The 15,516-nt window shown below is 71.6% G+C and carries 18 protein-coding genes; 11 read left to right on the forward strand and 7 right to left on the reverse strand.

Translation table 11 applies throughout. The annotated features are described in order from the left end of the window. Positions 1-142 precede the first annotated feature (142 nt). Positions 143-583, reverse strand: coding sequence for a methylmalonyl-CoA epimerase (gene mce, locus EV284_RS09990; protein ID WP_130332388.1), 441 nt, complete (start codon positions 581-583; stop codon positions 143-145). A 149-nt stretch (positions 584-732) separates the two neighbouring features. Here mce and EV284_RS09995 point away from each other — a divergent pair, with 149 nt between their 5' ends. The 3 genes from EV284_RS09995 (at position 733) to EV284_RS10005 (ending at position 4,295) form a co-directional block, all read left to right on the forward strand. Continuing rightward, entirely contained in the window at positions 733-1,932 is a 1,200-nt protein-coding gene (locus tag EV284_RS09995) for an acetyl-CoA C-acetyltransferase (RefSeq protein WP_207228986.1), read from the forward strand. 49 nt (positions 1,933-1,981) lie between these two features. Continuing rightward, positions 1,982-2,938, forward strand: coding sequence for a methylmalonyl Co-A mutase-associated GTPase MeaB (gene meaB / locus EV284_RS10000; protein ID WP_130332392.1), 957 nt, complete (start codon positions 1,982-1,984; stop codon positions 2,936-2,938). A 142-nt stretch (positions 2,939-3,080) separates the two neighbouring features. After that, complete coding sequence (locus tag EV284_RS10005) at positions 3,081-4,295, forward strand: MFS transporter (protein ID WP_130332394.1); 1,215 nt, start codon at positions 3,081-3,083, stop codon at positions 4,293-4,295. Between the two features lie 182 nt (positions 4,296-4,477). Here EV284_RS10005 and EV284_RS10010 read toward each other — a convergent pair whose 3' ends face one another. The 4 genes from EV284_RS10010 to EV284_RS10025 form a co-directional block, all read right to left on the reverse strand. After that, positions 4,478-4,954, reverse strand: coding sequence for a MarR family transcriptional regulator (locus EV284_RS10010; RefSeq protein ID WP_130332396.1), 477 nt, complete (start codon positions 4,952-4,954; stop codon positions 4,478-4,480). Positions 4,955-5,046: 92 nt separating this feature from the next. Continuing rightward, entirely contained in the window at positions 5,047-5,853 is an 807-nt protein-coding gene (locus EV284_RS10015) for an AIM24 family protein (RefSeq protein WP_130332398.1), read from the reverse strand. Next, positions 5,850-6,500, reverse strand: coding sequence for an AIM24 family protein (locus EV284_RS10020; protein ID WP_130332400.1), 651 nt, complete (start codon positions 6,498-6,500; stop codon positions 5,850-5,852). The genes EV284_RS10015 and EV284_RS10020 overlap by 4 nt, the downstream gene beginning before the upstream one ends. 1 nt (position 6,501) lies before the next feature. Continuing rightward, positions 6,502-7,134, reverse strand: coding sequence for an AIM24 family protein (locus EV284_RS10025; protein WP_031181249.1), 633 nt, complete (start codon positions 7,132-7,134; stop codon positions 6,502-6,504). A 198-nt stretch (positions 7,135-7,332) separates the two neighbouring features. Here EV284_RS10025 and EV284_RS10030 point away from each other — a divergent pair, with 198 nt between their 5' ends. Further along, positions 7,333-7,677 (forward strand): DUF3817 domain-containing protein, encoded by a 345-nt coding sequence (locus EV284_RS10030; RefSeq protein ID WP_130332402.1) that lies wholly within the window; start codon positions 7,333-7,335, stop codon positions 7,675-7,677. After that, positions 7,674-7,967, forward strand: coding sequence for an MTH1187 family thiamine-binding protein (locus tag EV284_RS10035; protein WP_130332404.1), 294 nt, complete (start codon positions 7,674-7,676; stop codon positions 7,965-7,967). The genes EV284_RS10030 and EV284_RS10035 overlap by 4 nt, the downstream gene beginning before the upstream one ends. A 114-nt stretch (positions 7,968-8,081) precedes the next feature. Here EV284_RS10035 and EV284_RS10040 read toward each other — a convergent pair whose 3' ends face one another. Then, the gene (locus EV284_RS10040) at positions 8,082-9,059 is read right to left on the reverse strand and encodes a DUF5937 family protein (protein ID WP_130332406.1); all 978 of its coding nucleotides are present in this window, start codon (positions 9,057-9,059) and stop codon (positions 8,082-8,084) included. Positions 9,060-9,155: 96 nt separating this feature from the next. Here EV284_RS10040 and EV284_RS10045 point away from each other — a divergent pair, with 96 nt between their 5' ends. The 5 genes from EV284_RS10045 to EV284_RS10065 all read left to right on the forward strand — a co-directional run bounded on the left by EV284_RS10045 (position 9,156) and on the right by EV284_RS10065 (position 13,421). Beyond that, positions 9,156-10,400, forward strand: coding sequence for an MFS transporter (locus EV284_RS10045; protein ID WP_130332408.1), 1,245 nt, complete (start codon positions 9,156-9,158; stop codon positions 10,398-10,400). Positions 10,401-10,411: 11 nt separating this feature from the next. Further along, positions 10,412-10,921: a MarR family transcriptional regulator gene (locus EV284_RS10050; protein WP_130332410.1), complete on the forward strand. Its 510-nt coding sequence runs from the start codon at positions 10,412-10,414 to the stop codon at positions 10,919-10,921. 67 nt (positions 10,922-10,988) lie between these two features. Then, a complete protein-coding gene (locus tag EV284_RS10055) occupies positions 10,989-11,327 on the forward strand; it encodes a DUF3817 domain-containing protein (RefSeq protein ID WP_130332412.1) in 339 nt (112 codons plus the stop codon). A gap of 74 nt (positions 11,328-11,401) precedes the next feature. Continuing rightward, positions 11,402-13,102 carry a methylmalonyl-CoA mutase family protein gene (locus tag EV284_RS10060; protein WP_130332414.1) on the forward strand — a complete coding sequence of 567 codons (1,701 nt, stop codon included), beginning with the start codon at positions 11,402-11,404 and terminating at the stop codon, positions 13,100-13,102. 118 nt (positions 13,103-13,220) lie between these two features. Next, positions 13,221-13,421, forward strand: a complete 201-nt coding sequence (locus EV284_RS10065; RefSeq protein ID WP_130332416.1) for a hypothetical protein — start codon at positions 13,221-13,223, stop codon at positions 13,419-13,421. Between the two features lie 15 nt (positions 13,422-13,436). Here the strand turns inward: EV284_RS10065 and EV284_RS10070 are convergent, their stop codons facing one another. Beyond that, a complete protein-coding gene (locus tag EV284_RS10070) occupies positions 13,437-14,057 on the reverse strand; it encodes a TetR/AcrR family transcriptional regulator (RefSeq protein ID WP_130332418.1) in 621 nt (206 codons plus the stop codon). 223 nt (positions 14,058-14,280) lie between these two features. Here EV284_RS10070 and EV284_RS10075 point away from each other — a divergent pair, with 223 nt between their 5' ends. After that, a complete protein-coding gene (locus tag EV284_RS10075) occupies positions 14,281-15,252 on the forward strand; it encodes a tetratricopeptide repeat protein (RefSeq protein WP_130332420.1) in 972 nt (323 codons plus the stop codon). Positions 15,253-15,516 lie beyond the last annotated feature (264 nt).

A 15,516-nucleotide genomic window follows, 5' to 3' on the forward strand; every position in this document is an offset into this window, starting at 1 on the left:
CTCCGGGGAATGGTGTCAGATCAACGGCGGAGCACGGGCTGCTGCCCCGACGCTCGTCCCCCGAAACCCGGACCCCGGCATCGGTCGTCCCCCGTGTTCGGGGACGACCGACCCCAACCCTACCGGCCCTTATGTACGAGAGTCAGTGCTCAGGTGACTCAACTGCCGCCGATGTGACCAGTTCTGTCAGGACTCCGTGGCAATCCTTGGGGTGCAGGAAGGTGATCCGGGACCCCATCGAACCGACTCGGGGCTCGTCGTACAGCACGCGTACGCCCTTGTCGCGGATGCCGGCGGCGTCCGCGTCGACGTCCGCGGTGCCGAAGGCGATGTGGTGGACGCCCTCGCCGTTCTTGGCCAGCCACTTGCCGACCGCGGAGTCCTCCCGCGTCGGCTCCAGCAGCTGGAGGTAGGAGGCGCCGCCGTCCGAGGTCCCGTTGATCCTGAGCATGGCCTCCCGGACGCCCTGCTCCTCGTTCACCTCGGTGTGGAACACCTCGAAGCCGTAGGTCGTCCGGTAGAACTCGACGGTGGTGTCGAGGTCGTGGCAGGCGATCCCGATGTGGTCGATTCGCGTCAGCATGGTTTCAGTGCAGCGCTCCGGCGGTGGTTACGCAACGTGCGCGCGATCACACCGTAAGGGCGATGACGGGCTCCGGTACCGGTCAGTACATTCGAAGTAAACCCTCGTTCACTCCTCGGCTGTGCAGGCCGGTAAGGGGATCGCAGCTCATGTCTTCTGGAACGACCACCTCAGTGATCGTCGCGGGCGCTCGGACGCCCATGGGACGGTTGCTCGGTTCGCTGAAGTCCTTCTCGGGTGCCGACCTCGGCGGCTTCGCCATCAAGGCGGCCCTCGACCGCGCCGGGATCAGCGGCGACCAGGTCCAGTACGTGATCATGGGCCAGGTACTCCAGGCGGGTGCCGGTCAGATCCCGGCCCGCCAGGCGGCGGTCAAGGCCGGCATCCCGATGAACGTCCCGGCGCTCACCGTCAACAAGGTCTGCCTCTCCGGCCTCGACGCGATCGCGCTGGCCGACCAGCTCATCCGCGCGGGTGAGTTCGACATCGTGGTCGCGGGCGGCCAGGAGTCGATGACCAACGCCCCGCACCTGCTGCCGAAGTCCCGCGAGGGCTTCAAGTACGGCGCGATCGAGATGCTGGACTCGATGGCCCACGACGGGCTGACCGACTCCTTCGAGAACATCGCCATGGGCGAGTCGACGGAGAAGCACAACACCCGCCTCGGCATCGGCCGGGCCGCGCAGGACGAGATCGCCGCGCTGTCCCACCAGCGCGCCGCCGCCGCGCAGAAGAACGGCCTGTTCGAGGCCGAGATCACCCCGGTGGAGATCCCGCAGCGCAAGGGCGACCCGGTGCTGTTCAGCAAGGACGAGGGCATCCGCGGGGACACCACCGCCGAGTCGCTCGGCCGGCTCCGGCCCGCCTTCACCAAGGACGGCACCATCACCGCCGGTTCCTCCTCGCAGATCTCCGACGGCGCCGCCGCGGTGGTCGTGATGAGCAAGGCGAAGGCGGAGGAGCTGGGCCTCGACTGGCTGGCGGAGATCGGCGCGCACGGCAATGTCGCCGGTCCCGACAACTCCCTCCAGTCGCAGCCGTCCAACGCCATTCAGCACGCGCTGGGCAAGGAGGGGCTCGAGGTCTCCGACCTGGACCTCATCGAGATCAACGAGGCGTTCGCGGCGGTCGCCGTGCAGTCAATGGACGACCTCGGGGTGTCCACGGAAAAGGTGAACGTCAACGGCGGTGCCATCGCGCTGGGCCACCCGATCGGCATGTCCGGCGCCCGGCTGGTGCTGCACCTGGCGCTGGAGCTGAAGCGCCGGGGCGGCGGGGTCGGCGCGGCCGCGCTGTGCGGTGGCGGTGGCCAGGGTGACGCGCTGATCGTGCGGGTACCCAAGGGCTGAGTCCTGCTTTTCCGGCGGTGTGCGTGGTGCGAGTGAACGGAGCTGTTTGATGCGGGACGTCTCCTCTCTGGTGGCCGAGGCCAGGGAAGGCCGGCCTCGGGCCGTGGCCCGGCTGATCTCCCTGGTCGAGGGGGCGTCCCCGCAGCTCAGGGAGGTGATGGCGGCACTGGCCCCGCTGACGGGCAACGCGTACGTGGTCGGTCTGACCGGCTCGCCCGGCGTCGGCAAGTCCACCTCCACCTCCGCGCTCGTCACCGCGTACCGCAAGCAGGGCAAGCGGGTCGGCGTGCTCGCCGTCGACCCCTCCTCGCCGTTCTCCGGGGGCGCGCTGCTCGGGGACCGGGTCCGGATGTCCGACCACGCCTCGGACCCCGGCGTCTACATCCGCTCCATGGCCACGCGAGGGCACCTGGGCGGGCTCGCGTGGGCCGCGCCGCAGGCGATCCGGGTACTGGACGCGGCCGGCTGCGACGTGGTCCTGGTCGAGACGGTCGGCGTCGGCCAGTCCGAGGTGGAGATCGCCTCCCAGGCCGACACCAGCGTGGTCCTGCTGGCGCCCGGCATGGGCGACGGCATCCAGGCGGCCAAGGCCGGAATCCTGGAGATCGGCGACGTCTACGTCGTCAACAAGGCCGACCGCGACGGCGCGGACGCCACCGCCCGCGAGCTGAACCACATGCTCGGCCTCGGCGAGGCCCGCGGTCCGGGCGACTGGCGTCCCCCGATCGTCAAGACCGTCGCCGCCCGCGCGGAGGGCATCGACGAGGTCGTGGAAGCCCTGGAGAAGCACCGGGCCTGGATGGAGGAACACTCCGTCCTCACCGAACGCCGCCGGGCCCGAGCGGCCCGCGAGGTGGAGACCATCGCGGTCACCGCCCTCCGCGAGCGCATCGGCGACCTCCACGGCGACCGCCGCCTCTCCGCCCTCGCGGACCGCATCGTCACCGGCACCCTGGACCCGTACCGGGCGGCGGACGAACTGGTCGAGGGACTTACCCGGGGCTGAGGGTCCCTGCTAGCTTGACCGGCATGTTCCTCCTCATGGCATAGAGCGCACCCCTCGCGCCCGCCCGGCCGTCCGGCTCCTCGCCGGGATCCCGGGTGGCGCACCGGTGCCCTCGTCCCGCCTCCCGTGAGGAACCCCGCGCATGTCCGCGCCCGCTTCCGCGCGCCCCGCCGCGCCGTCCTACGCCACCGTCCTCCGCGTCCCGCACGCCCGCCGTACCTTCGCCACCGCCCTGGTGGGCCGGCTGTCCTACGGCACGGTCCCGCTGTCCCTGCTGCTCGCCACCCAGCGGGCCACGGGCTCGTACGCGGCCTCAGGCGCCGTGCTCTCCCTGTACGGCGCCGCCGTGGTCTTTCTGACCCCGGCCCGCGCCTCGCTGGTGGACCGGCACGGCGCCCGGCGCGCCCTGCTGCCGCTGGCCGTCGCCCACGGGGCACTGCTCTGCGTGCTCGCCGCGCTCACCTGGCGGACCGGTGCGCCGGTGCCACTGATCGGGGGCGCGGCCGTCCTCGCGGGCGCCTGTGCCCCGCCGCTGGGGCCGACGATGCGGGCGGTGTGGTCCGACCTGCTCCCCGACCCGGATCTGCTGCGGCGTGCGTACAGCCTCGACGGGGTCGCCGAGGAGCTGCTGTTCGTGTCCGGTCCCGCCCTGGTGGGCGTCCTGGTCGCCTGGGCTCTCCCGGCGTCCGGGCTGCTGCTCGGGGCGCTGCTCATGGTCGTGGGGACCGCCGCCTTCGTCACCTCCCCGGCGATGACGGGTCCCCGGCCCCGGACCGGGGGAGGGGGGCGTCGGGGTGGCGTGCGGGGGCTGGCGGCGCCGGTCGTGGTGGCCGCGGGCACGGGGCTCGCGATCAGCGGGGTGGAGCTGCTGGTGCTGGCCCATGTCGGCCGGGACTCGGGCGACACCGGCCTCGTCCCCTGGGTGCTGGGCGCCCTCTCGGCGGGCAGTGCGCTGGGCGGCCTGGCCAACGGGGCGATCGACTGGCGCTGCCCCGCCCGGTCCCGTCTCGCCGGTTTCGCGGTGGCCCTGGGTCTGACGATCGCGGCGGCAGGACTGGCGCCCGGTGTCGTCACGCTCGCGGTGGCCATGACCTGCGCGGGTGCCTTCATCGCCCCGGCGCTCACCACGGCCTACCTGCTGGCGGACGAGTCGGCCCCCGCGAGCGACCGCACCCGTGCCGGTGCCTGGGTGAACATGGCGGTCAACGCGGGAAGTTCGGCCGGCGGCCTGACCACCGGCGCCCTCCTCGGCCACCTCCCGCTGCCCCTCTGCTTCGCCCTGACCGGAGCCACCGCGCTGGCTTCCGCCGCGGTGGCCCTGGTGGGTGGGGGCCGGGCGGAGCCCGCGCGGGCGTGAGCCGGGGCCCGTGCGGGGCCCCGGACAGCCGAGCGCCCCACCCTCCCTCGCACCGGGGCGGTGCGTCGGGTGGGCGGGGCGTCATGCCTCAGGAGTGGCCGAGGCACGGGCTCGGACCGTGCCCGGCGCGGGGTTGCCGCTCGCCGGGCGCGGTAGGGCCGGTTGCCCGTGGAGCCGAACGGCTACGGGCGGCCGCGGTGGTCTCTGAGGTGTTCCGCGATGGGCTTCAGGGACTTGTCGAGGTCCTGGAGGGCGTCGGGGGAGAGCAGGTCGATGAAGTGGCGGCGGACGGAGGCCACGTGGTGCGGGGCCACCTTCCGCATCGTCTCCAGCCCGTGCTCGGTCAGCACGGCGAAGAGGCCGCGCCGGTCCGACTCGCAGTTCTCCCGGCGGACCAGGTCCGCGTTCTCCATGCGCGTGATCTGATGCGAGAGGCGGCTCTTGGACTGCATGGTCGCGCCCGCCAGGTCGCTCATTCGCATCCGCATGTCTTCCGACTCGGAAAGATTGACGAGGATCTCGTAGTCGTTCATCGTCAGGCCGAACGGCTGAAGATCCTTCTCTAGCTGGTACGTCAACAGCCTGTTGACCTCCAGGTGGGTGCGCCAGGCGCACTGCTCCGCATCGGTCAGCCAGTGCGTGGCCGTCTCGGTCTCCATGAATGAAGTCTACCTAAGAAGTTGAATGGCGAACTACTCTGGGTGATGTGACTGTGCGCACGCGTTCGACGTCACACTCCGCAGACTACCGCTCACAGCCCGAAGCGACGCTGGAGGTCTCCCAGCTGTCCGGGAAGGCGCGGTACCCCGGAAGCCCCCGTTCCGGGCCCCATCGGCCCCGCTGCGCCCCCTCCGGGTACCCCCGGCTCGGACGGAACAGCACCTGTGGACGGCTCGGCCATCAGCGTCTCGCTGGACTGGAGCAGCACCGTCCCCGCGCCCGTGAACTCGAACTGGTGCTCCTCCCCGGAAGCCCCGCCGATCCCCGTCATCGCACGTAGACCGCCCATCACGCCGGTGAGGTAGGAGTGGTCGTAGTGGTGGCACGGGGAGGGGCAGTCGGCCCAGCCGACCAGCGCCTGGGGGTCCACCCGGATCGGCGGCTCCATGAAGACCACCGGCCCGTTGGAAGCGGCGACGAACTTTCCGGTTCCGATGAGCGTCAGAAAGCCCGGCACGATCGACTGTTTGAGTGCCAAGCTTGGCTGAAAAGCGATCAAGTTGCCCGCGCGAACGGTCAGGTTGCCCTGATCCAGGTCGTACGAGTTCACATCGAAGGCCCGGTCCGCGAGGAGCATCTTGCCCGAGCCCTCCGCCACCACCCAGTCGCTCGCGTGCAGTGGCGAATGGAAGGAAGTGCGCACCAGCCGGTCCAGCCGGCCGTGCCCGATGCCGTTGAAGTCGATCGACCCGTAGTAGGCGATCATCTTCCCCTTCTGCAGGAACCACTGGCTCCCCTTGAGCTCCACGCAGAAGGTGTACGGGTTCACGTTGTCGTCGGCGGGGAGCGTCACCGGGTCGAAGACCACCGGCCCGCCCGCGCTCGCGTAACCGCTCACAGCTTCTCCTCCGACGCCTGGACGTACACCGTGCCGTGGCCGCTCAGCTCCAGCTGGAACGCCTCACCGGAGCCGCGCCCCACCATGTCGCGCCAGCCCAGCGCGGTGGACAGCTTGTTGCGCACCTCGCCGTGATGGGCGACGTACGCCTGGGGGTCCACGTGGACCGGGCGCTGCGGGGTGATCGGCAGCTCGAAGATCCCGCCGTGCGCCATCACCGCGACCGCGCCGTGGCCCTGGAGGGTCGTGGTGAACAGGCCCTGTCCGGTCGCCTGGCCGCGCACCAGGCCCATGACCCCGCCCTGCGAGCCGAGGAACATCGTGCCCTGCCGCAGCGAGCCCTCGAAGGCGAGCAGCCGGTCCGCCTCCACGTACAGGGTGTCGCCGGTGAGGGCGATGACATGCACGTGATGGCCGCCGTGCCCGAACAGGACCGTGCCGCTGCCCTCCACCGTCATCAGCGGAGCCGCCTCCCCGGCGACCCGGCGCCCGAGCATCGACATCACCCCGCCCTGCCCGCTCTGCATGTTCGGGGTGAAGGACACCTCGCCGGTGTACGCCAGCATCGCCCCGCGCTGACTGAACAGCCGCTGCCCCGGCGCCAGCCGGGCCTCGACCATCTTGGAGTTGATCTCCCGGAAGCTCATCTCACAGATCCCCCGCGATCGTGTTCCGCTCGCTGGGCTGCACATAGACCAGCCCGTCGCCCTCGAAGCGGATCTGGAACGCCTCCCCGCCACCCTCGCCCATGAGGGTGCGGAAGGTGACGCCGGACTGGAAGGACTGCCGGACGTTCCCCTGGTGCGCGATGTAGGCGCCCGGATCGACGGTCAGCGGGTACTGCGGGCTGACCCGGAGCACCACCGCCGGACCGTCGGACAGGATCGCGGCCTGCCCGGTGCCCTCCACGGTCGTGGTGAACAGTCCGTTGCCCTGAGAGGCGCCGCGCAGGCCGGTGAAGGTGGTGCCCGTGCGCAGGCCCGCGTCGGTCGCCAGCAGGTTGCTCGACTCCACGTACAGCGTGTCGCCGCGCAGGGCGACGAGATTGATCTCGGACGCCCGGTCCGCGAACCAGCAGGTCCCCTGTCCCCTCACCTCCATCACCGTCATCTGCTCGCCGGTGAGCCGCCGCGTCACCATCCCGCGCAGCCCCTCACCGCCGCCGCTCAGCTTCTTGAAGGCCATCTGCCCGTCGTACGCGACCATCGAGCCGTTCTTCGCCTTCACGGCGTCCCCGGTCACGTCGACGGCGAGGACCTTGCTTCCCTGCAGTCGGAACATCGCCACACCGCGAAAGTAGCGGGCGCCCGGGTGGAGAGAACAGGGCCCCCGGGTGGAGAACGACCCTGAGCACACCCCTAGGGGCACTGTTTGCCACAATGGAGGACGCTTGTGCTTCCGTTCACAAAGCGGATCATGAGCCGGTCGCCCAGCGGCCGGACCCCCGCCCTCCAGCACACGTTCCCCCGAAGGTGACCCGTGGACCTCAAGACCGCATCCGCCCTCCGCCGCCTCCGCCTGGTCTCGGCACCGGAGGCCGTGTCCTTCCTCGTCCTGCTGCTGTGCTCGGTGCTGAAGCGGACCACGGACTTCAACGCGGTCCCCGTGATGGGCGCGATCCACGGTGTGCTCTTCGTCCTGTACGTGATCTTCTGGCTGGACGCCTGGAACCGGACCAAGTGGAGCTTCGGCACCGCCGCCCTCTACTTCGTCCTCTCGGTCCTGCCCACCGGCGGCTTCTTCGCCGAGCGCAAGCTGCGCCGGGAGTCCGAGAACGCCGTCATCGCGGCCCGCGCCCGCGAGGAAGGAACCGTGAACGCATGATCGTCGCCTTCTCCGTGACGCCCCTCGGCGTCGGCGAGGACGTGGGGGAGTACGTCGCCGACGCCGTCCGCGTGGTCCGCGAGTCCGGGCTGCCGAACCGCACCGACGCCATGTTCACCTCGGTCGAGGGCGAGTGGGACGAGGTCATGGACGTCGTCAAGCGCGCCGTCGCCGCCGTCGAGGCCCGCGCGCCCCGCGTCTCCCTGGTCCTCAAGGCCGACATCCGCCCCGGCGTCACCGACGGCCTCACCTCCAAGGTGGAGACCGTGGAGCGCCACCTGGGTTCCTAGCCCGGCGACTCACCGGCACCCCGGTCCCGTGAGGGCCGGGGTGCCGGCGCGTCCGGTGGTCGGGCGGCCGCGTGGCCGGTGAGCGTCTCTCCCCGGCCGCCGGACGGCGCTCCGTCAGCCTCCCGAGGCCAGCGCCATCCCCAGCGGGGTCCGCTCGTACAGCACCTGGTGTCCGTACCGGCGGGCCGTCAGCAGGCCGCTGTCGCGCAGGACCGACAGATGGGACGAGACCGACGACGCGGCGAGGCCGAGGCGGTGGGCGAGGGCGGTGGTGGACGCCGGGTCGTCCAGGGCCGCCAGCACGGCCGCCCGGTTGCGGCCCAGCAGGCGCACCAGCGCCTCGGGGGTCCGTGCGCCCGGCTCGGCCCATAGGCCGCCGACACCCCGCGCCGGATAGACGAGGGCCGGCTGCCACGGCGGGTCGAAGCCGGTGATCACGTCCGGCCAGCAGAACACGCTCGGCATCAGCACCAGGCCCCGCCCGCCGAGCCGGCGCTCGTACACCCCGCCCGGCAGGGTCAGCGTGCGCCCGTCCCAGCTCAGCCGGGAGTCCAGCTCGGGCAGCAGGGTGCCGAGGCCGACCTCGGCGAGACGGCGTGAGTGGAAGGCCACGTCCGCCTCCAGCAGCGCCCGCAGCCGGGGCCACTCCGGCTCCACCAGGACCCGCCAGGCCGCCTCCAGGGCGTCAGCCAGCTCCCGCACCATCCGCACGGGGTCCGCCAGCCACGCCCGGCCCTGCGCCGAGTCCGCCGCGCCCGGTGTGCAGGCCAGCGAGCGGGCGGTGTCCTCGCGGGCCGCCTCCGGGTCGGCCGCCCGCACCGCCGCGATCTCCTCCTCGAAGGTGGCCGCCGGGCCGATCGGCGGCGGCCCGAGCCAGTCGGGGGAGTGGCCCCGGCGGGGCATCAGCAGCCACAGCGGAGCGAGGTCCAGGCCGGCCGCCGCCGTACGGATGCGGCGCAGCCACGGCACGTGGTAGCCCTGCCGGTCCGGGCGGCGCAGGGTGCGCACCGCGTCGTGGGTCTCCCACAGCGGGGAGACGGCGAAGCGGCAGTTCAGGAAGTCGTCGTCACCGAAGTGCAGGTGCGAGGCCACGGCTGCTCCCCCCTGACACCACGGCCGCTCCCCCTGACATTCGGCTGGAGCCGAAACTCTACGCCGCCCGGCCCCGCCCCCGGCAGGCTGCCCGGCATGTCCGCACCGCCCACGGCCCCGGTGGCTTCCCGTACCGGATACCGCCACGTCCTCGCCGTCCCCGAGTTCCGCGCCCTGTTCGCCGCGCACGTGCTGTCCCTGCTCGGGACGGTCGTCAGCGAGATCGCGCTGTCCGTCCTCGTCTACGACCTCACCGCCTCGCCTCTGATGAGCGCGCTGGCCTTCGCGGCCGGCTTCCTGCCCTACGCCCTCGGCGGCACGCTGCTCGCACCGGTCGCCGACCGGTTCCCGGCCCGGCGGGTGCTGGTGGTGTGCGACCTGGTGTGCGCCGGATGCGTGGCGGTGATGGTGGTGCCCGGGACGGGGGTCGCGGTGCTGCTGGCGCTGCGCTGCGGGGTCGCCGTCGTCTCGCCGGTGTTCTCCGGCACCCGGATGGCGACCCTCGCCGATGTCCTCGGCGACGGTGACGCCTTCGTGCTCGGGCGGTCCCTGATCCGGATCGTCTCGCAGAGCGCGCTGCTCGCCGGATACGGGACGGGCGGGCTGCTGCTGACCGTCGTCAGCCCCCGGCACGCGCTGCTGATCACGGTCGGGACCTTCCTCGCGTCGGCCGCGCTGCTGCGCTTCGGCACCCGGCGGCGGCCGGCCCGGCGGCGGCCGGAGCGGGGGGACGGGGCCGGCGGGACACGCGCGCTGCTGGGCGACCGGCGGGTGCTGGTGCTGCTGCTCGTCTCCTGGGTGCCCGCGATGTTCCTCGTCTTCCCCGAGGCGCTCGCCGCGCCCTACTCCCACACGCTCGGCTCGGGCTCCACGGGGCTCGGGCTGCTGATGTGCGCGCTGCCCGTCGGCACGATCGCCGGGGAGCTGTTCGCGGGGGCACGGCTCGGGGCGGCGGCGCGGGAGCGGATCGTGCTGCCGCTGCTGTGCCTGGCGGTGGTGCCGTACCTCGGTTACGCCCTCGCACCCGGACTCTGGCCGTCGCTGCTGCTCCTGGTGCTGGCCGGGGCGGCCTCGGCGTACACCCTGGGGCTCGACCAGTGGTTCGTGCGGGCGGTGCCGGAGGACCTGAGGGGGCGCGCGATGACGCTGCTGAGCGCCGGGCTGATGACGATCCAGGGGGTCGGCATGGCGCTGGCGGGGGTGGTGGCCGAGGCGATGGGGGTGCGGGCGGCCGTGGTGGCGGCGGGGGCGGTGGGCACGGTGTGCTGCGTGGCGCTCGCCGTGGGATGCCGGGTGACCGAAAGCCGAGACGGGGCTGCCCACGATATGACCGGCCGGTAGGGTCTGATGACGTGCCCAAGCCTCTCAGTCTCCCCTTCGACCCCATCGCCCGTGCCGACGAGCTCTGGAAGCAGCGCTGGGGAAGCGTGCCCTCGATGGCCGCGATCACCTCGATCATGCGGGCCCAGCAGATCCTGCTGGCCGAGGTCGACGCCGTGGTCAAACCGTACGGGCTGACCTTCGCGCGCTACGAGGCGCTGGTGCTGCTCACCTTCTCCAAGGAGGGTGAGCTGCCCATGTCCAAGATCGGCGAACGGCTGATGGTCCACCCCACCTCGGTCACCAACACCGTCGACCGCCTGGTCAGGACGGGCCTGGTCGCCAAGCGCCCCAACCCCAAGGACGGCCGCGGCACCCTCGCGGTCATCACCGACAAGGGCCGCGAAGTCGTCGACGCCGCCACCCGGGACCTCATGGCCATGGACTTCGGCCTCGGCGCCTACGACGCGGAGAGCTGCGGCGACATCTTCACGCTCCTGCGGCCGCTGCGCGTGGCGGCGGGGGATTTCGAGGACGCCTGACCTGCGGGTCCGCGCGGGAGCCACCCTGGGGCAAGATCTCCCGGAACGCGTGGTTACGCTCGTACGCATGAAGAAGAGCGTGCTGACCCGCTACCGCGTGATGTCCTACGTCACCGGTGTGCTGCTGGTCCTGCTGACCCTGGGCGTGATCGCCAAGTACCTGCTCCACCTGAACGGCGCCGGCGACTTCACGCGGATCATCGGCATCGCCCACGGCTGGCTGTACGTGGTCTACCTGGTCTTCGCCTTCGACCTGGGCTCCAAGGCGAAGTGGCCGGTCGGCAAGCAGCTCTGGGTCCTGATCGCGGGCACCATCCCGACCGCCGCCTTCTTCGTGGAGCGGAAGATCAGCCACGAGCTGGAGGCCAAGGTCGCGCAGCCGTCGCCGACGGCCGTCAAGGCGTAACCGGAACCGCCGTACGCACCCGTACGGCGGTTTCCCATCGACATTTACTAGGACGTCCAAGTAAATTCGACGGTATGGACGCTCACGCGATCGAAGAAGGCCGCCGGCGGTGGCAGGACCGGTATGACCGCGCGCGGAAGCGCGACGCGGATTTCACCACGTTGTCGGGCGACGCGGTCGAGCCGGTGTACGGCCCGCGGAGCGGGGACGTGTACGAGGGGTTCGAGCGGATCGGGTGGCCGGGGGAGTACCCGTTCACGCGGGGGCTGCACGCGACGGGGTACCGGGGGCGGACCTGGACCATCCGCCAGTTCGCGGGGTTCGGCAACGCGGAGCAGACCAACGAGCGGTACAAGATGATCCTCGCGGCGGGCGGCGGCGGCCTGTCCGTGGCGTTCGACATGCCGACCCTGATGGGCCGCGACTCCGACGACCCGCGCGCGCTGGGCGAGGTCGGGCACTGCGGGGTGGCCATCGACTCGGCCGCCGACATGGAGGTCCTCTTCGGGGACATCCCGCTGGGCGACGTCACCACCTCGATGACGATCAGCGGCCCCGCCGTCCCCGTCTTCTGCATGTACCTGGTCGCCGCGGAGCGCCAGGGCGTCGACCCGGCGGTGCTGAACGGCACGCTCCAGACCGACATCTTCAAGGAGTACATCGCCCAGAAGGAGTGGCTCTTCCAGCCCGAGCCGCACCTGCGCCTCATCGGCGACCTGATGGAGCACTGCGCGGCCGGCATCCCCGCCTACAAGCCGCTCTCCGTCTCCGGCTATCACATCCGCGAGGCCGGGGCGACGGCCGCGCAGGAGCTCGCGTACACCCTCGCGGACGGCTTCGGATACGTCGAGCTGGGCCTCTCCCGCGGCCTCGACGTGGACGTCTTCGCCCCCGGCCTCAGCTTCTTCTTCGACGCCCACGTGGACTTCTTCGAGGAGATCGCCAAGTTCCGCGCGGCCCGCCGCATCTGGGCCCGCTGGATGCGGGACGTGTACGGGGCGAAGACCGACAAGGCGCAGTGGCTCCGCTTCCACACCCAGACCGCCGGGGTCTCGCTCACCGCGCAGCAGCCGTACAACAACGTCGTCCGTACCGCCGTGGAGGCGCTCGCGGCCGTGCTCGGCGGCACCAACTCGCTGCACACCAACGCCCTGGACGAGACCCTCGCCCTGCCCAGCGAGCAGGCCGCGGAGATCGCGCTGCGCACCCAGCAGGTGCTGATGGAGGAGACCGGCGTCGCCAACGTCGCGGACCCGCTCGGCGGTTCCTGGTACATCGAGCAGCTCACCGACCGCATCGAGGCGGAAGCGGAGAAGATCTTCGAGCAGATCAAGGAGCGGGGCCTGCGGGCGCACCCCGACGGGCGGCACCCCATCGGCCCCATCACCTCCGGCATCCTGCGCGGCATCGAGGACGGCTGGTTCACCGGCGAGATCGCCGAGTCCGCCTTCCGCTACCAGCAGTCGCTGGAGAAGGGCGAGAAGCGGGTCGTCGGCGTCAACGTCGCCACCGGCTCCGTCACCGGCGACCTGGAGATCCTCCGGGTGAGCCACGAGGTCGAGCGCGAGCAGGTCCGCGTCCTGGCCGACCGCAAGGCCGCCCGCGACGACACGGCCGTACGCAAGGCGCTCGACGCCATGCTGGGCGCCGCCCGCTCCGGCGCCAACATGATCGAGCCCATGCTGGAAGCGGTCCGCGCGGAGGCCACCCTCGGCGAGATCTGCGGGGTGCTGCGCGAGGAGTGGGGGGTGTACACGGAGCCGGCGGGCTTCTGACCCGGATGACCAAGACGCACGAGACCGGCCTGAGCCGGGTCGCCGAGCAGTGTGACGAGATGGCGGACCTGCCGCACGCGCAACTCGACTGCCTCGTCGAGGGGAGCGGTTCAGCGAAATGCCGCTGCCCCATCTCGTACCCGCCCTGGAACGAGTGGTCTCCGAGGTCTGCGCCGACCTCGGCTTCCGGATGTTCCTGCGGGCGGTGAAGCGCTACGAACTGCCGGTCGACGGGACCTCGCTCGTGGAGTTCACGGCGCTCGGCGAGCGGTTCGGGTGCCCGGAGCCGCTGGTGGAGGAAGGTCTCCACCAGGTCTGAGACCGCCCCCCCGTGTCAGGCCGCCGCCGCGGTGAGGCCGTGCAGCAGGATGTGGGTGAAGCCCCGTGCCCACTCCTCGTCCGCCGGTTTGCCGCTGACCAGGGTGCGGTGCACCACCGCGCCCGCGGCCATGTCGAAGATGAGGTCGACCGTGCGCGCGGACTCCTCCGGGTCGGCCTCCGGCGGGAGTTCGCCCCGCTCCTGGGCCCGTGCCCGCCCGGCCAGCACCAGCCGCTTCTGCCGCTCCACGATCGAGGTGCGCACCCGCTCGCGCAGCGCGTCGCTCCGCGTGGACTCCGCGACCACGCCCATCAGCCCGCACTTGGCCTCCGGGCGGTTCAGGATGGCCGCGAACTGAAGTACGACGCCCTCGATGTCGGCCGCCAGCGAGCCACGGTCGGGCAGCACCAGCTCGTCGAACAGCTCCGCCACCGCGTCCACGACCAGCTCGTGCTTGCCCGACCAGCGGCGGTAGAGGGTCGTCTTCGCCACCCCGGCCCGCGCGGCCACGTCCGACAAGGTGAGCCCCGACCAGCCCAGTTCGACCAGCCCCTCCCGCGTCGCGGCCAGGATCGCGGCATCCGCGGCGGCGCTGCGCGGGCGCCCGGTACGACTGGCGGGGGTGCGGCTCTGCATGAACACGACCCTAGCCGGGCACCTCGCCATGTCGTGAGAGAGATCACCGGAAACCGCTGTCGCGGAACCCCTCACTGCTATTACGCTACGACTCGTAGCGAAAGCTCGTGACGGACGTACACGGGCGACGACCACAGGCGCGGGTGGGGACCCGGCGCCGACCGCGATCGCCGACCACGATCGTTTTTTTCCTTCATGCGCCGGAACGGGGGAGGATAGACGCATGCAGCCACGGAACATGTCCATGAGCGGCGTCGTCGACCTCGCCGCGGTGAAGGCGGCCCAGGAGGCCAAGGCCAAGGCGGAGCAGGCGCGCGCCGAAGCCGCCCGGCACGGCGGCGCCGGCGCGGTGTCGCCGGCCGACCTCGTCATCGACGTCGATGAGGCGGGCTTCGAGCGCGAAGTCCTCCAGCGCTCCGCCGAAGTCCCGGTCGTCATCGACTTCTGGGCCGAATGGTGTCAGCCCTGCAAGCAGCTCAGCCCGGTGCTGGAGCGGCTGGCCGTCGAGTACAACGGGCGCTTCCTCCTCGCCAAGGTCGACGTCGACGCCAACCAGATGCTGATGCAGCAGTTCGGGGTCCAGGGGATTCCCGCCGTCTTCGCGGTCGTCGCGGGACAGGCGCTGCCCCTCTTCCAGGGAGCGGCCGACGAGCAGCAGATCCGGGAGACCCTCGACCAGTTGATCCAGGTCGCCGAGCAGCGCTTCGGCCTGACCGGTCTGACCGTCGACCCGGACGCCGCTCCGGGCGCCGCCCCCGCCGCCGAGATGCCGGAGGGGCCCTACGACGCCCTGCTGGCCGCCGCCGTCGAGGCGCTGGACGCGGGCGATCTCGGCGGTGCCGTCCAGGCGTACCGCAATGTGCTGGCCGACGACCCGGCCAACACCGAGGCCAAACTCGGTCTCGCGCAGGCCGAGTTGCTCCAGCGCGTGCAGGGGATGGACCCCCAGCGCGTGCGCCGGGACGCGGCCGAGAAGCCGGGTGACGCACAGGCCCAGATCGCCGCGGCCGACCTGGATCTGGTGGGCGGTCATGTCGAGGACGCCTTCGGCCGGCTCATCGACACCGTGGCCCGTACCGCGGGCGACGACCGGGACGCGGTGCGCCGCCGGCTGCTGGAGCTGTTCGAGGTCGTGGGCGCCGACGACCCGAGGGTGGTGGCCGCGCGCAGGGCCCTGGCGCGGGCGCTGTTCTGACGCGGCGTCGGGGCGCGGGGCGCGTGATGCCGGGTTCGCCGGATGGCCGATCTGGTGCATGAGTGATCACGCTTTACCAAAACTTGGTAAACCCGCCTGCTGTTACTCCGAGTAAGTCACAGCCGTTGATCTGTCCGGCTTGGTCCGGGGATCAACGGCTTTGCTCTGCCCACTGATGGCACGGTCTGTCGCGCTCCGAGACCGCTGGGTCGTTGTTCGGTTATCGCGCCGTTACTAGCCGGTAACGGCGCCCCTTGTGCGGGC

The sequence above is a fragment of the Streptomyces sp. BK022 genome, from assembly GCF_004217355.1.
Lineage (GTDB): Bacteria > Actinomycetota > Actinomycetes > Streptomycetales > Streptomycetaceae > Streptomyces > Streptomyces griseoluteus.

Coding starts and splice junctions, on each gene's coding strand:
- meaB (WP_130332392.1), top strand. CDS start 1,982: ATGCGGGACGTCTCCTCTCTGGTGGCCGAGGCCAGGGAAGGCCGGCCT.
- EV284_RS10020 (WP_130332400.1), bottom strand. CDS start 6,500: ATGAGCTTCCGGGAGATCAACTCCAAGATGGTCGAGGCCCGGCTGGCG.
- EV284_RS10035 (WP_130332404.1), top strand. CDS start 7,674: ATGATCGTCGCCTTCTCCGTGACGCCCCTCGGCGTCGGCGAGGACGTG.
- EV284_RS10055 (WP_130332412.1), top strand. CDS start 10,989: ATGAAGAAGAGCGTGCTGACCCGCTACCGCGTGATGTCCTACGTCACC.
- EV284_RS10060 (WP_130332414.1), top strand. CDS start 11,402: ATGGACGCTCACGCGATCGAAGAAGGCCGCCGGCGGTGGCAGGACCGG.
- EV284_RS10075 (WP_130332420.1), top strand. CDS start 14,281: ATGCAGCCACGGAACATGTCCATGAGCGGCGTCGTCGACCTCGCCGCG.
- EV284_RS10065 (WP_130332416.1), top strand. CDS start 13,221: ATGCCGCTGCCCCATCTCGTACCCGCCCTGGAACGAGTGGTCTCCGAG.
- EV284_RS10045 (WP_130332408.1), top strand. CDS start 9,156: ATGTCCGCACCGCCCACGGCCCCGGTGGCTTCCCGTACCGGATACCGC.
- EV284_RS10070 (WP_130332418.1), bottom strand. CDS start 14,057: ATGCAGAGCCGCACCCCCGCCAGTCGTACCGGGCGCCCGCGCAGCGCC.
- EV284_RS10025 (WP_031181249.1), bottom strand. CDS start 7,134: ATGTTCCGACTGCAGGGAAGCAAGGTCCTCGCCGTCGACGTGACCGGG.
- EV284_RS09995 (WP_207228986.1), top strand. CDS start 733: ATGTCTTCTGGAACGACCACCTCAGTGATCGTCGCGGGCGCTCGGACG.
- mce (WP_130332388.1), bottom strand. CDS start 583: ATGCTGACGCGAATCGACCACATCGGGATCGCCTGCCACGACCTCGAC.
- EV284_RS10005 (WP_130332394.1), top strand. CDS start 3,081: ATGTCCGCGCCCGCTTCCGCGCGCCCCGCCGCGCCGTCCTACGCCACC.
- EV284_RS10010 (WP_130332396.1), bottom strand. CDS start 4,954: ATGGAGACCGAGACGGCCACGCACTGGCTGACCGATGCGGAGCAGTGC.